Annotated in this window: 14 protein-coding genes; 10 read left to right on the top strand and 4 right to left on the bottom strand. The window is 44.6% G+C overall.

What is annotated here, in order from left to right:
* The first annotated feature begins 24 nt into the window (after positions 1–24).
* From dnaE to CW749_RS03250, 7 genes are all read left to right on the top strand, one after another.
* The gene (gene dnaE / locus CW749_RS03280; protein ID WP_101110624.1) at positions 25–3,504 is read left to right on the top strand and encodes a DNA polymerase III subunit alpha; all 3,480 of its coding nucleotides are present in this window, start codon (positions 25–27) and stop codon (positions 3,502–3,504) included.
* A gap of 44 nt (positions 3,505–3,548) precedes the next feature.
* Positions 3,549–4,508, top strand: a complete 960-nt coding sequence (gene accA, locus CW749_RS03275; protein ID WP_101110623.1) for an acetyl-CoA carboxylase carboxyl transferase subunit alpha — start codon at positions 3,549–3,551, stop codon at positions 4,506–4,508.
* 117 nt (positions 4,509–4,625) lie between these two features.
* A complete protein-coding gene (tilS, locus tag CW749_RS03270; RefSeq protein ID WP_180958316.1) occupies positions 4,626–5,963 on the top strand; it encodes a tRNA lysidine(34) synthetase TilS in 1,338 nt (445 codons plus the stop codon).
* Between the two features lie 58 nt (positions 5,964–6,021).
* Positions 6,022–6,336, top strand: a complete 315-nt coding sequence (locus tag CW749_RS03265) for a c-type cytochrome (RefSeq protein WP_101110622.1) — start codon at positions 6,022–6,024, stop codon at positions 6,334–6,336.
* A gap of 234 nt (positions 6,337–6,570) precedes the next feature.
* Positions 6,571–6,945 carry a hypothetical protein gene (locus CW749_RS03260; RefSeq protein WP_101110621.1) on the top strand — a complete coding sequence of 125 codons (375 nt, stop codon included), beginning with the start codon at positions 6,571–6,573 and terminating at the stop codon, positions 6,943–6,945.
* A 115-nt stretch (positions 6,946–7,060) separates the two neighbouring features.
* Positions 7,061–7,399, top strand: a complete 339-nt coding sequence (glnB, locus tag CW749_RS03255) for a nitrogen regulatory protein P-II (RefSeq protein ID WP_101110620.1) — start codon at positions 7,061–7,063, stop codon at positions 7,397–7,399.
* A gap of 80 nt (positions 7,400–7,479) precedes the next feature.
* Positions 7,480–8,322, top strand: a complete 843-nt coding sequence (locus CW749_RS03250; protein WP_101110619.1) for an endonuclease/exonuclease/phosphatase family protein — start codon at positions 7,480–7,482, stop codon at positions 8,320–8,322.
* Here CW749_RS03250 and CW749_RS03245 read toward each other — a convergent pair.
* From CW749_RS03245 to gloB, 3 genes are all read right to left on the bottom strand, one after another.
* Entirely contained in the window at positions 8,319–9,002 is a 684-nt protein-coding gene (locus CW749_RS03245; RefSeq protein ID WP_101110618.1) for a YIP1 family protein, read from the bottom strand. The two genes, CW749_RS03250 and CW749_RS03245, sit on opposite strands and share 4 nt — an antisense overlap.
* Entirely contained in the window at positions 8,999–10,573 is a 1,575-nt protein-coding gene (locus CW749_RS03240; protein ID WP_101110617.1) for a LysM peptidoglycan-binding domain-containing protein, read from the bottom strand. The genes CW749_RS03245 and CW749_RS03240 overlap by 4 nt, the downstream gene beginning before the upstream one ends.
* 71 nt (positions 10,574–10,644) lie before the next feature.
* Positions 10,645–11,403 (bottom strand): hydroxyacylglutathione hydrolase, encoded by a 759-nt coding sequence (gloB, locus tag CW749_RS03235; RefSeq protein ID WP_101110616.1) that lies wholly within the window; start codon positions 11,401–11,403, stop codon positions 10,645–10,647.
* Between the two features lie 39 nt (positions 11,404–11,442).
* Here gloB and CW749_RS03230 point away from each other — a divergent pair, with 39 nt between their 5' ends.
* Positions 11,443–12,186 carry a class I SAM-dependent methyltransferase gene (locus CW749_RS03230; RefSeq protein ID WP_101110615.1) on the top strand — a complete coding sequence of 248 codons (744 nt, stop codon included), beginning with the start codon at positions 11,443–11,445 and terminating at the stop codon, positions 12,184–12,186.
* A 237-nt stretch (positions 12,187–12,423) separates the two neighbouring features.
* On the opposite strand, the gene rnhA is transcribed toward CW749_RS03230, so the two are convergent.
* Entirely contained in the window at positions 12,424–12,888 is a 465-nt protein-coding gene (gene rnhA / locus CW749_RS03225) for a ribonuclease HI (RefSeq protein WP_101110614.1), read from the bottom strand.
* A gap of 64 nt (positions 12,889–12,952) precedes the next feature.
* Here rnhA and dnaQ point away from each other — a divergent pair, with 64 nt between their 5' ends.
* Together dnaQ and CW749_RS03215 are read left to right on the top strand one after the other, a co-directional pair.
* On the top strand, positions 12,953–13,693 hold the full coding sequence (dnaQ, locus tag CW749_RS03220) for a DNA polymerase III subunit epsilon (protein ID WP_101110613.1): 741 nt from the start codon (positions 12,953–12,955) through the stop codon (positions 13,691–13,693).
* Positions 13,694–13,701: 8 nt separating this feature from the next.
* Positions 13,702–14,955, top strand: a complete 1,254-nt coding sequence (locus CW749_RS03215) for a TIGR03503 family protein (RefSeq protein ID WP_101110612.1) — start codon at positions 13,702–13,704, stop codon at positions 14,953–14,955.
* Positions 14,956–15,021 lie beyond the last annotated feature (66 nt).

The following is a 15,021-nucleotide window of genomic DNA, read 5'->3' as shown; positions in this document are numbered from 1 at the left end:
AATCTGAGCATCAGGATCTGATTAATGTCTGACCCGAAATTTGTACACCTACGTATTCACAGTGACTTCTCTATGGTCGATGGCCTTTCTAAAGTGCCACCTATAGTCAAAAAAGTGGCTGAATACGGGATGCCTGCGATGGCGCTGACAGATTTTACAAACCTTTGTGGTTTAGTGAAATTTTATAATACGGCGCATGGGAATGGTATCAAGCCTATCATCGGGGCAGATTTCACAATGCAGTCGGATGAGTTTGGTGATGAACTCACAAAAATGACGGTATTGGCAACAGATAACACGGGTTATAAAAACCTGACTTTGTTGATCTCAGATGCGTACCAACGTGGTCATGTACAGCACCAGCCAGTTATAGAAAAAGAATGGCTGGCGAAATACAGCGAAGGCCTTATTGTTCTTTCGGGGGGGCGTGTTGGTGAAATTGGCCGTGCTTTACTCAAAGGCAATGCTGCTCTTGTGTCTGAATGTGTTGAATTTTATCAAACTCACTTTCCAGACCGCTTTTATTTAGAACTCACTCGTACAGGTCGACCTGACGAAGAAAGCTACCTGCATTTTGCTTTAGAACTTGCTGAGCAAGCGGAATTGCCCGTTGTCGCGACCAACGAAGTGGTATTCATTACCGAAGATCAGTTTGATGCACATGAGATTCGCGTTGCCATTCACGATGGTTTCACACTTGAGGACCCTCGTAGACCTAAAAACTACAGCCCACAACAGTACCTTCGCAGTGAAGAGGAAATGTGTGAGTTGTTTTCAGACATACCTGAAGCGTTGGAAAACAGCGTAGAAATTGCTAAACGCTGTAACGTAACCGTGCGTTTAGGCGAATATTTCCTACCAAACTTTCCTACTGAAGGTATGGCGATCGAAGACTTTCTAGTTAAGAAATCGCAAGAAGGCTTAGAACGGCGATTGGCTTTTCTCTTCCCCGATGAAGATGAACGCCTGAAACGCCGCCCAGAATACGATGAACGCCTAGAGATAGAGCTCGACGTTGTCAACAAAATGGGATTCCCTGGTTACTTCCTTATCGTTATGGAATTCATCCAGTGGTCGAAAGACAATGATGTACCAGTTGGGCCTGGACGAGGTTCTGGTGCAGGGTCGCTTGTGGCTTACGCGTTGGATATTACCGATCTCGACCCATTAGAATACGATCTTCTATTCGAACGTTTCCTCAACCCCGAACGTGTATCCATGCCCGATTTCGATATCGATTTTTGTATGGATAAACGTGATCAAGTTATTGACCACGTAGCAGAAATGTACGGTCGTGATGCGGTGTCACAGATCATTACATTCGGCACCATGGCTGCAAAAGCGGTTATTCGAGATGTGGGGCGTGTACTGGGTCACCCATATGGATTTGTTGACCGGATCTCAAAACTTGTTCCACCTGACCCTGGGATGACGCTAGAGAAAGCGTTTGTTGCAGAGCCACAACTTCCCGAGATTTATGAAGCCGATGAGGAAGTAAAAGAACTCATCGACATGTGTCGTATTTTAGAAGGCTGTACTCGAAATGCGGGTAAGCATGCCGGTGGTGTTGTTATTTCACCAACGACCATTACCGACTTTGCTCCTATCTACTGCGATGCAGAGGGCAACTTTCCCGTAACTCAGTTTGATAAGAATGATGTAGAAACGGCAGGTCTGGTTAAATTTGACTTCTTAGGGCTACGAACGCTGACTATCATCGATTGGGCGCTTGGCCTAATTAACCCTCGATTAGAGCGTGAAGGCAAAGAACAAGTCCGTATAGAATCGATCCCGCTTGACGACCAACCGTCATTTAAATTGCTACAAAACTCCGAGACCACCGCGGTATTCCAGCTGGAATCTCGCGGTATGAAAGACCTGATCAAACGGCTTCAACCGGACTGTTTTGAAGACATCATCGCATTGGTAGCCCTGTTCCGACCGGGACCGCTTCAATCGGGCATGGTAGATAACTTCATCGACCGTAAACACGGACGTGAAGCCATCTCTTATCCAGATGAAACATGGCAGCATGAAACGCTGAAAGAGACGCTGGAACCGACTTACGGCATCATCCTGTATCAAGAGCAGGTAATGCAGATAGCCCAGATCTTAGCGGGTTATACGCTAGGTGGCGCAGATATGCTTCGTCGAGCGATGGGTAAGAAAAAACCAGAAGAAATGGCTAAACAGCGCGCTATTTTCGAAGAAGGCGCCATAAAAAATGGGGTCGATGGCGAACTCGCCATGAAGATCTTCGACTTGGTAGAGAAATTTGCAGGCTACGGTTTTAACAAATCTCACTCTGCTGCGTACGCATTGGTTTCTTACCAGACGCTTTGGTTGAAAAAGCATTATCCAGCGGAATTCATGGCGGCAGTAATGACTGCGGATATGGATAACACAGAAAAAGTTGTCGGCTTGGTAGATGAATGCATAAGAATGAAGCTGACTCTATTACCACCAGACATCAATGCGGGTTTATATCGCTTTAATGTCGATGAAACCGGTGCCATCGTTTATGGTATTGGTGCCATTAAAGGTGTTGGTGAAGGGCCGATTGATAACATTATTGAAGCACGTAAAAAGGGAGGTTATTTTAAAGACCTTTTCGATTTTTGTGCTCGTATCGACCTTAAAAAAGTAAATAAACGTGTTATCGAAAAACTGATTTATGCCGGTGCGTTGGATAGACTCGGTCCACATAGAGCAGCCATGATGGCATCACTCAATGATGCAGTGAAAGCAGCTAGTCAGCATCACCAAGCTGAGTCTTTTGGTCAGGTTGATATGTTTGGTGTCTTAACGGATGCACCGGAAGATGTTGAAACGAAATATACCCAAGTTCCCGCGTGGCCGGAAAAAGTTTGGCTAGAAGGGGAGCGAGAAACCTTGGGTCTGTATTTGACCGGGCACCCAATTAATGCCTATTTAAAGGAACTCGGTAAGTACACCAGTTGTCGACTTAAAGATGCGCAACCAACTCGCCGTGACCAATCTTTAACCATTTCAGGGCTAGTGATTGCCGCACGTGTTATGACAACCAAACGCGGTACGCGCATTGGGCTTATGACACTGGATGATCGTTCTGGGCGCATGGAAGTGATGTTGTTCTCAGATGCGCTCGAAAGGTATGCAGAACTGCTTGAAAAAGATAAAATTTTGGTCATTTCCGGACAGGTCAGCTTTGATGACTTTAACGGTGGGCTTAAAATGTCCGCGCGCGAGGTTATGGATCTCGGAAATGCGCGTGAAAAATACGCTCGTGGTTTGTCCGTTTCTATACAAGAACAACAAATTGATGAACATTTCTTTGAACGCTTCAATCAAATATTGGAGCCGCACCGAGCGGGAACAGTGCCAGTTAATGTATATTATCAGCGCAGCGATGCGCGAGCACGTCTAGCACTGGGCGTGGAATGGCGAGTAACGCCAGCAGATACATTACTAGACGATTTAAAGGAGCTGCTTGGTCATAGCCAGGTAGAACTCGAATTTAACTAATTCAGCTGCGAAATGGTGCGCAGCTGACCAATAAGGATTCATAGATGAGCCTAAACTTTCTTGAATTTGAAAAGCCTATCGCTGAACTGGAAGCAAAAATTGAAGCATTACGTGACGTATCTCGTCATGGCGGGGATGCTTCAGTTGATCTAGATAAAGAAATCAAACAACTTGAAGACAAAAGTTTAGAACTGAAAAAGAAAATCTTCAGTGATCTAGGTGCATGGCAGGTAGCTCAGCTAGCTCGCCACCCTCAGCGCCCTTATACGCTGGATTACGTGGAAAACGTATTTACAGAGTTTGATGAGCTTGCTGGGGACCGCGCTTATGCAGATGACAAAGCCATCGTTGGTGGTATCGCTCGTTTAGAAGGACGTCCAGTGATGATCATTGGTCATCAAAAAGGGCGTGAGACAAAAGAAAAAGTGATCCGCAACTTTGGTATGCCAAAGCCTGAAGGTTACCGTAAAGCACTTCGCCTTATGGAAACAGCAGAGCGCTTCAAAATGCCAATCATCACGTTTATCGATACCGCGGGTGCATACCCAGGTGTTGGTGCCGAAGAACGCGGGCAATCAGAAGCTATCGCTAAAAACCTAAAAGTGATGTCTGGTCTTAAAGTACCCGTCATTTGTAACGTTGTGGGTGAAGGTGGTTCTGGTGGTGCATTGGCTATTGGTGTCGGTGACTACGTGAACATGCTTCAATACTCAACATACGCTGTTATTTCACCGGAAGGCTGTGCTTCTATCTTATGGCGTGATTCAGATAAAGCACCTCAGGCCGCTGAAGCAATGGGTCTTGTTGCTCCTCGTCTAAAGGAATTGAAGCTGATCGATGAGATCATCGAAGAGCCTCTAGGTGGCGCACACCGTGACAAGCTAAAAATGGCTGAAAACATGAAGGCGATGCTTGTTAAGCAACTTGATGAGTTGGACCACCTTGATGAAGAAACGCTACTTGAGCGTCGTTACCAACGCTTAATGAGCTATGGTTATTGTTAAGAGCTACGGTTATTGCTAAGAACTACAGTTACTGGTTAATAAGCCATAGTTACTGTGAGTTAGCAGATTAAGGTAGAATAAAGCGAGCATTAGGCTCGCTTTTTTATTGGGACAAACGTGTTACAAAACGAATTCAACCAACAAATACTGAAACATACCTCACCTGAGACAACGATTATCCTTGCCTTAAGCGGTGGGATGGACTCACGCGTAATGCTGCATCTACTGAGTCACATGGTTGAATCTCATCACATCAAAACCAAAGCCGTTCATATCCATCATGGCTTGAGCAGCAACGCTGATGACTGGCAAAAAAATTGTCAGGCTTGGTGTGAAAAAGCCAACGTTCCGTTTTTTGCTGAAAGAGTTGTGTTAGATATTGAATCGGGTAGGAGTGTCGAGGAGTTGGCCCGCGAAGCAAGGTATGACGTTCTTCGACGACACGTCGGTCATAATGATGTTCTGTTGACGGGGCAGCATATGAGCGATCAAACGGAAACGTTTCTGTTGGCCTTAAAACGAGGAAGTGGTCCAAAGGGTTTATCAGGTATGCCGCGCATTGCTTCATTTGGAGAAGGGAAGATTTTACGTCCTCTACTCAGTGTTTCTCGCCAAGATATCGAACAGTATGCCCTCGAACACAAACTGAGTTGGAATCATGATGAAAGCAATGATGACACTCAGTTTGATCGCAATTTCTTACGCCACCGAGTTGTCCCTGAGCTTGCTAACCGCTGGTCTGGTTTTGAAAAATCTGTTCAGCGAAGTGCTCAATTGTGCGCCGATCAACAAAATCTCATTGAAGAGCTCTTGAGCCAGAATTTATCGGATGCTCTGTTTCATGATGGTAGCTTAAGCATTGGTAAGCTTTCTGAACAGAGTGAACTTGCCAGAGCGCAATTGATCCGAATGTGGCTTGAGTATTCTGGCGCCAAAATGCCATCAAGAAAGCAATTGCAGGTCATCTGGCAAAATGTGGCGTGTAGTCAAAAAGATGCCAACCCAAGTTTGTCCTTGTCTTCTGGAGAAATACGCCGATATGACCATCGCCTTTATCTAGTGTCTCCCGAGCAAGATCTCTCTGATTGGTGCGAAGAACTAAGCGTTGGGAAGACATTGCTCCTCCCTTATACCCTAGGTGAATTAACATTGGGTACGAGTGGTCTGATTACATCGCTGGACAATTCTGTTTCAGTAAATTCGCTTTCACTGCGCCTTCCACTTCCATCAGAAAAAGTGACAGTGCACTTCTGTCCTCAAGGGCTCAGCGCCAAGCCAGTGGGTCGAAATGGCAGTCGAAAACTCAAAAAGCTCTTTCAGGAGTATGGCGTACCGAGTTGGAAGCGCAGGCAAATACCTATTGTAATGTACGATGATAAAGTTGCTGCTGTTGCCAATCTATTTGTTACTCAAGGCTTTAATGCTTCGGATTGTGAACTTGTTTGGATCAGTTGATCTAAAAATGTGCCACAATTAACAGAAACTATAACCCTAATAAATACATGGTGAAGCAATGAGAAAAGTAACAATAGGATGTGCAATGGCATTCGCAATGGTGTTTAGTGGTGCCAGTGTCGCAGGAGATGCAAATGCTGGGAAAGCTAAAGCGGCGGTGTGTGCTGCCTGTCATGGTGCGGATGGTATTGCAGCAATTGATGGTTATCCGAATTTGAAAGGTCAGAACGAGAAATATTTAGTCAGTTCTCTGAAAGCGTATAAAGCAAATCAACGCACTGGCGACTTGGCGGCGGTAATGTCTGCGCAAGCAATGGGGCTTAGTGATCAGGATATTGATAACTTGGCTGCTTACTTTTCGAGCCTTAAATGAAACTCGAACACGATAGTGTGATCTTATGCCCAGTACTGACTTCAATACTGGGCATTTTTATTTTTATTAATAAAAGAAAAGGTATAAATAAAGGCAGGCAATAGAAAGTCACTATATTTTTTCAATCTATTGTAAGGAGCTCATTTCCAACTACACTGAAATGAGATGGTATCAAACTATACGGACATAAAGGTTACTATCGAAAAACAATAACGGACAACAAGGAGTGTTGCCATGAATGTGAATTCGTCAGGACAAAAGCGCATTTCGACAGAACGCATTATTGCGCTGATTCTTATTGGCTATTTAGCTTTTCATTCACCTATCCTAACTCAAGCTCTTTCCCAAACTGTACTCAAGCTGATTCCAGCGACCATAATGGCACTCACCTATATTAGCGGGCTACTTGCTGTTGTTGGGCTATGGCGTCAAAGAACTTGGGGTTATCTGCCTGTTCTCTTCTTTATTCCCTCACTAACATTGTTTTCGGGTGTGCTGTCGTTTGATGGTAGTGGGCTGTTATTCCAAGATTTTGTTCTCATGTTGGTAAACATAGGCGTATTCTTATTTGCTGCTTGGGGATTAATGCAGAAAATGGACGCTGCTTAGACATTTGCTTATTGCCAAATTTTAGTGGCATACAGCTAAGCGTGGGCGGCAGGACGTAGCATCTTGAAATCACTTGGGTATAATGATCTGTAAACGAATACGTGAAGGGAAGACAATGAAAAAAATAGAAGCAATCATTAAGCCATTCAAGTTGGATGACGTTCGTGAAGCTCTGGCTGAAGTCGGTATCACAGGTATGACTGTATCTGAAGTAAAAGGATTTGGTCGTCAAAAAGGTCACACCGAGCTGTACCGTGGCGCGGAATATATGGTTGATTTTCTGCCTAAAGTAAAACTAGAAATAGTTGTCTCAGAAGACGTTGCAGATCAGTGTGTGGATACCATTATCGAAACGGCGCAGACGGGTAAAATCGGTGACGGTAAAATTTTCATCACGGATATTGAGCGTATTGTACGTATTCGTACTGGTGAAGAAGACGAAGACGCTATCTAAACCAAAATTAGTATTAAAGAAATGGAGCTTCGGCTCCATTTTTGCTTGAAGCTTAGTCGCGTTAGGTTTTAGGAGAAAACATGAGGAAGTGGTTACTCAGTATGGTTGCGGGCTGCTTTTGTTTAGTGGGCATTTATGCCATTTTGTTCACTGTTCCGGAAAAGCCTATACTCATTTCCCTCGATGCGACCAGCCAGCGAACCGACCAATATTGCTATACCAATGTGAACACCACACCTTTAGATTCCGATGAGAGAATTCGTTTATTGGTGTGGAATATCTATAAACAAAATCGAGAAGGGTGGTCTCAAGCACTCGACCGCTTTTCGGAACATACGAACTTAGTGCTACTACAAGAAGCCAACCTGAATGCTGAATTTATTCAATGGTTGTCGAAGCATCGCTGGGCAAGTAGCCACGTGAGTGCTTTTAAGCTTTTTGATAGCAGTGCAGGTGTTTTGAATCTCGCCCCTAACTTCCCCATAAAAGCGTGTGCTTATACTCAAATAGAGCCATGGCTCAGATTACCTAAATCAGCCTTATATTCCACTTATCCTTTGTCTAACGGTCAAACATTAGCGGTCGTGAACATTCATGCGGTTAATTTCACCATTGGTACGACGGAGTTTGAAGCGCAAATAGACGCTTTGAAAGCGGCAGTTGAATCACACGAGGGTCCAATGATCATTGCTGGTGATTTCAATACTTGGAGCGAAGAACGAACAGTGGAGCTGAAAGAAAGAATGGCAGCATTGGATTTGGCTGAAGCAAAGTTTTCACCAGATGCAAGGCTAGCGTTTATTACGGGATGGGCATTGGATCATGTGTATTACCGTGGATTAACGCTAGAAACAGCAGAGGCGCCCGTTTCAGGCGCCTCTGACCACAATCCTATGTTGGTGACGTTTAAGTTAGTTAATTAGTTAAACGCAGCGATACCGACAAGCATAGTAAAGAATAAAAACCATGGAAGGATAGCAATCGCCAGTGCCTGTCCTTTATCAAACTCTGTCCAAGCCCCTAGAGCGGCATAGCCCAGTACAATGTACCAAGGCAGTAACAATGGGAAGGTGCTGGTAAAGATATACCAGTTATGATCAGGTGATAACTTGATCAGCCCATTCAAACTGTTCAGGTCAGCGGCGTAACTCACTATGTGCCCGTGATTAACTAAAAGGCTAATGTAGCTTGCTAGATCCCCTAAAACCGCAGGGAAAAGCATCACACAGCTTGCAGCGACCCACTTCCAATAACCCATTTTGTATTGGCTTTGCCTTGTTGCCAATGAAAACCAAAAACCTAAAAGCAACACGGCAAAAATACGACCCATGACATCGAGCAACACCTCACCCGCTAAAAGCGTATCGCTGTTTAGCAAAGCTTGTTGGTCTTGTGGAATGGTCATGGTGGCGATGAGCTCGGACTTTAGCCATTCAAAGTCGACGATATCGAAGTAGGCACCCCAAAACAGAAACGGCGTAATCAGCAGAACGATGAAAGGTTGCCATCCCCATATCCCTTTTTGGTAAAGAGCAGCAAAGCACTGAGTTGGTGAACGGAAAATGTCGACCAACATCACCAATGAATTTTTAGAGGGTGTCATGCACTTACCTTCGTTACGTCAACGTACAACTTTAATTTTTGACCAGGCTGTAAGTATTTGGATTTATTTAAATCATTCCACTTCACAATATCGCCTGTTTTGACTTTGAACTTAGACGCAATGCCGCTGATGGTGTCGCCAGAGCGTACCTTGTAGAAAACAGGGCGGATGATTGCGCCTTCATTGGAGTTTTTCCAAACAACCAGCTTCTGACCGATACGCAATGTATCGCGTGGTCCCATACCATTCCATTTTGCGAGGGATTGATGTGAAACTTTGTGTTTTTTGGCAATTGACCAAAGGTTGTCGCCTGATACGACTGTGTGGCTAAATTTGTATTTTCCACGAGCTTTGGACTGTGTTTTTGCTAATCGGTTATCAGCACTGAGCGCGTAAATGGTGTCGTTTTTTGTCGACGTAGGAATCATCAGGTTCTGGCCAACCCAAATGCTTGTGCTTGAAAGCTCGTTCGCCGCTTGAATGACTTTTGTCGTCGTGCTGTATTTTTTAGCGAGCACGCTTAAAGTGTCACCGGATTTCACTTGGTGGCGAACCAATTTCATACCTTTACCGCGATTTTGCGATATTTTTTGGTTGAACTGCTCTACCTTCTCAATGGGAATCAATAAATGGTGCGGTCCTGATGGTGCCGTTGCCCATTGGTTGTAAGCTGGGTTATAGCCTTGAAGTTCAGCCACACTCAAGCCTGCATAATTTGCGGCAATGGCTAAATCCAATTGTTCTTTAGGGTTCACTTGCGCCAGTACAGGTTGGTTCGCAATAGCCGGGATATTGATACCGTATTTTTCTTGGTTAGCGACGATGTCTGCTAGTGCAAGCAGTTTAGGTACATACCCACTGGTTTCTTTTGGTAGAGACAGTGAAAAGAAATCGATAGGTTTGTTGGCTTTCTTGTTCTTACGGATAGCACTCGATACTCTGCCACCACCACTATTGTATGCGGCAATGGCGTGATTCCAGTTACCTTCAAAGCGTCGATTCAAGTTTTCTAAGTAGTTCAGAGCGGCATCAGTAGCCTCAGTAACATCACGTCTACCATCGTACCAATAGTTTTGCTCTAGTCCGTACATTTTTCCGGTAGCTGGAACAAACTGCCATAAACCCGCTGCACTGCCATGAGAGTAGGCAAATGGGTCAAATGAGCTTTCTACTACGGGCAAGAGGGCGAGCTCCAAAGGTAAGCCGCGTTCCTCGATTTTTTCTGTAATTAGAAATAGAAATGGTTCTGCTCTTTGTGCGACCGTTTGTAAATGTCGAGGGTGTTTTAGGTACCATGTCCGATAGTAATCGACAGTTTTATGGTCTGGGATAGGCATTTCAAGCTGCATGGCGATTCGTTGCCAAACATCAAGCTGACTTTGAGGAGTGACTACCGGTGTTTCTTTTGCCGTGGTGTTACTAGCAGGTTTGCTTGCCGACGGTGTAGAAGTCGAAGTAACCTTAGTTTCCTTTTGGTTACTTTCCGGTGATGTTTGATTGGGTGTTTCCGACGACGTTAGCTGACAACCTGTCAAAAATAACGCCAACACCCAACTGTACTGTACTCTCATTGATGCAGCCTTTTAATTAAATGGCTGCTGATAATACTTGTCTCTCTATCTAGGTGACAAGCATCAAATCGTTAAAATTCGTTCTTCCACTCACGAAGTGCCGAAAAGACTGCAAGTGGTGACGTATCTTGAGTGCGATGAGACACGGCCTTGATCACACTTTCTTCTTGAATGCGAAGAAACGGGTTTGTCCGCATTTCTTGGCTTATTGTGGTCGGGATTGTTGGCAAATTTTGTGCTCTTAGACGATTGACTTCATCGCGATAGATATGGAGTTCAGGGCTATCAGGTTCGACAGCGAGCGCGAAAGAAACATTGGAGGAAGTATATTCATGGGCACAATATACTTTGGTTTCTTGAGCCAGAGCAGACAGTTTGCTAACTGATTCAAACATTTGAGCAAAAGTGCCTTCAAAAACGCGACCACAACCTGCGGCGAACAAGACGTCACCACAGAACAATTTACCGTCGCCGACATAACCAATATGACCTAAAGTGTGTCCAGGTAGATCTAAGATGAGAAACCTTTCTCCAAATAGTTCGATTTGGTCGCCTTCTTTAACTGGTGTCGTCAGGGTAGGGATGGGTTCATCGGCAGGACCGACGACTTTACAATTTGGAAAAGCCCTTATGAGGTCTGAAACACCACCAATATGATCGCCGTGATGGTGTGTAATTAGAATGGCTTCCAGTTCAAGCTCATGAGTTTTTAGGTGCTCCAATACTGGAGACGCATCGCCTGGGTCGACAACCGCACAACGCTGATCGTTATTTTGGATGAGCCAGATGTAATTGTCGTTAAATGCAGGTATGCTTTTGATGGTTAACATATTTGGAACTCCAGTCCCCAGATATTTAGACGGATTATTATGAAGCCAGCTCGCACATCACGCAAATTAGAACAGCCACATTCTTGGGAACAGCTCAAAAATGGTCAGTGGGTATCAGAAACTATCCAAATGAGGTTAGATGAATGGTGTCCCAAGTTGTTTGGTTACCACATGCTCAAGCTCGGTGGCTTAAGTTGTGAGCTAAGCAGCTCTAACTGCAATATACAGCACCAAGTGCTACTGGATGTCGAAAACCCACTCCATAACGTCATAGCCGATGCATACGATCTGCCTTTTCTTGAGAAGAGTTTTGATGCAGTGTTGATGGCGCACCAACTTGATTACTGTAATGACCCCCACCGACTACTGCGTGAAATAGACAGGGTAATGATTGACGATGGTTACTTAATCATAACGGGGTTTAATCCTATAAGCGTGACAGGATTATCGAGTTTGATGCCATGGCGAAAGAACAACTTACCTTGGAGTGGGAGAATGTTTACTCCCAACCGAATCCGAGACTGGTTAGGATTGTTGAACTATCAGGTTGTTCATTTAGACAATTACGCACTATTGCCATTTGAGCGCTATCAACCTTTATGGACTTGGACTGAGAACGCACTGGGTAATTTAGCGAACCCATTTGGTAGCCTTTATTTTATCGTCGCTCGTAAACGCACTTATCCTCTTAAACCCATTAAGCCCCATTGGCGATTTAAGCGTAACTTATCGCCAATAGGAGTCAATTATCGAGTTTCTTCTCGGGAAACCAAGTCGTCTTAGGCTACGGCAGTCTAAGTAACCTGAACTCGGGATAACAACTTGCTTTCTAATGGCTCTTTTCACTTATTACTGCGTTGAATCGTCTCCCAATAACCTGTTATTGGTTCGTGGCCTCGCCTTGTCTTAAGTGAAAATTTCTCATTAGAATGCCTCAATATAAAATGTTTATTTATTTTAATGGGTTAGCTAATCTCTTATCCCGAGTTCAGGTTAAGTAACCTGAACTCAGACAAGAGGTTAACTAGCTTGGTAACCGGTATCTTCTCCGGTAGGTGATTCTGCAGCGGCGCGGGCGAGTTCATCACATATTTCGTTTTCTCTATGACCAGCGTGACCTTTTACCCAACGCCAATCCACATCATGACGAGCGGTTTCTTTGTCGAGCTCTTGCCATAAGTCGGCGTTTTTCACGGGCTTTTTGTCAGCCGTTTTCCATCCTCGCTTTTTCCAATTATGGATCCACTGAGTGATGCCTTGTCTGACATACTGACTGTCTGTAGTTAAAATCACATTACAGGGTTCTTTAAGCGACTTCAGCGCAACCACCGCTGCCATCATTTCCATGCGGTTATTTGTGGTGAGGTGGTATCCTTTAGAAAGGTTTTTTTCGGTTTGCTTGTATCTGAGTACTATGCCATAACCACCTGGTCCGGGATTGCCTAGGCAGGAGCCATCTGTGAAAACTTCAACTTGTTTCGCCATGATTTGATACTATTACTTGATATTGCGAAATGAATTCATTGAACATAGTCTGACACATATCCTTATGAATACCAGCAACAATTCTGCGCACCAGAGAATCGTGGTGCTCGATACCGAAACAACCGGTATGAACCGAGAAACCGGTCCACACTACATGGGTCATCGCATCATCGAAATCGGTGCGGTAGAGATCATGAATCGTAAGCTCACTGGTCGACATTTTCATGTGTACTTGAAACCCGATATGTTAATCCAGCCGGACGCCATATTGGTCCATGGTATTACGGATGAGTTTTTGGTTGATAAACCTGAATATCGAGATGTCCATAAAGAATTTCTAGAATTCATTGATGGTGCAGAGCTGGTGGCTCATAACGCGCCCTTCGATGTCGGCTTTATGGATCATGAATTTAAGATGCTCGATCCATCTATCGGGAAAACTGAGCAATACTGTAAAGTAACCGATACCCTTGCCATGGCGAAGAAAATCTTCCCCGGCAAGCGGAACAACCTCGATATCTTGTGTGAAAGATATGGAATAGATAACTCTCACCGTACGCTCCACGGGGCATTACTCGATGCCGAAATCCTAGCAGACGTATACCTGTTAATGACAGGCGGTCAAACCACACTTAAGTTTAATAGTGGAGACCAGAACAGCGACGGATCCGGAGAAGCGATCAAACGGGTAGCGGCTGGTAGAAAGTCACTTAAAGTTATTCGCGCATCAGCCGATGAAGTAGAAGCGCATGGTGCGCGTCTTGATATTGTAGAAAAAGCTGGCGCTTGCCTCTGGCGTCAATAGGAGAGTGTATGTGGCGGATTTTGATTCCCTTATTGTTGGTGTTTGCAGCTGGTGTAAGCAGCGAAGAATCAGAATCCTCAATTCGACTCTTAGACAACCGCTTTAGGGTGGATCCCTCTATATCTCAAGCGTCCTTCATTATTTATCGCAAGCGGAACAGCCAATCTGTCGTCCTTGTAAGACCGGATGGTAAGAAATACTACGCTTGGAGCCATCCAGAAAACGTACGTTGGTATGAAGAGTCAGGTATGGACATCATTTCAATTGATGACCCAATGCCAGGACCGTGGCAAGCCGTCGGTAAAGTGCACCCAAGCAATAACATCAAAATTCTTTCAAACCTTAAGCTGAGTGTGGACCGTTTCCCACAGCGCCTTTATATGGGGGAAAGCACGAAGTTTACTGCTCAGCTAAGACACGATGATAAGCCACTGGTACTAAGAGACTTTTTGGATAGAGTGAACCTTAAAGTCACCTTTACTAAGTATGTCGCAAATGAAGATTCACTCAGCTCTGATGCCAGACCAAAACCTCAAGTTATGGGAGAATTTGAAGATGACGGACAGGGGTTGGATGAGTACCCCGGAGACGGTGTCTTTACTGTCGAATTGCCTATTCAAATTGAGCCTGGAAAATATCGAGCGCGCATCACATCTGGGAACGGAATTTTTCTTCGGTCGATTGAGCAGACTATTTTGGTGTATCCGACTCCATTGTCGGCGGAATTTATGCAAGCGCGAAGTGAAACAATGAACCATTCCATTACCGTGACGGGTGAAGAAGGGGCTATTAAGCCAGGGTCTATTGCCGTTAGCATCGAACAAACGACACCTGAAGGCAAAGAAATGGTTACCCAAGGACAATCGGATGAAGATGGTCTGAAAGCGTATTTTGGTTTGCCTAACGCTGCTATGCCCGGTAAACACACTTGGTCGGGAATTGCTTTCGCTACTGAAGCGGCAACGGAGCGAGAACTTGTTTTTCGTTTTGCAGAACAGTCTTTCAGTGTGGTGGAAAAGGTAGACGTGGAAGCTTCCATGCAAGCATTCAAGCAAGCTCAAGATGAGAAACGCATGCTTGAAGAACAAGCCATTCGTGAGCAAGAGAGAGAAGATGAACGCTTCAAAGGTATGATGATCATTATGATCGGAAACATTATTGCGATTATTCTGGGAATTGTTGTTTGGTTTGTTGTTCGCAAGATTAAGATGAAGAAAGCGCAAATGCCAGAGATGCAGCTTTCAATGCCGCCTAAAGGTTAGCGGTAAACCTAGATAATAAAATAAAAAAAACGGGCTCGATTGAGCCTAATGCCGATCAGTTAAGGT

Origin of the sequence: Vibrio sp. vnigr-6D03, assembly GCF_002835515.1 — a bacterium.
GTDB lineage: Bacteria > Pseudomonadota > Gammaproteobacteria > Enterobacterales > Vibrionaceae > Vibrio > Vibrio penaeicida.
The sequence above is the reverse complement of the archived record's forward strand: the minus strand, read 5'-3'. Positions and strand labels throughout refer to the sequence as shown.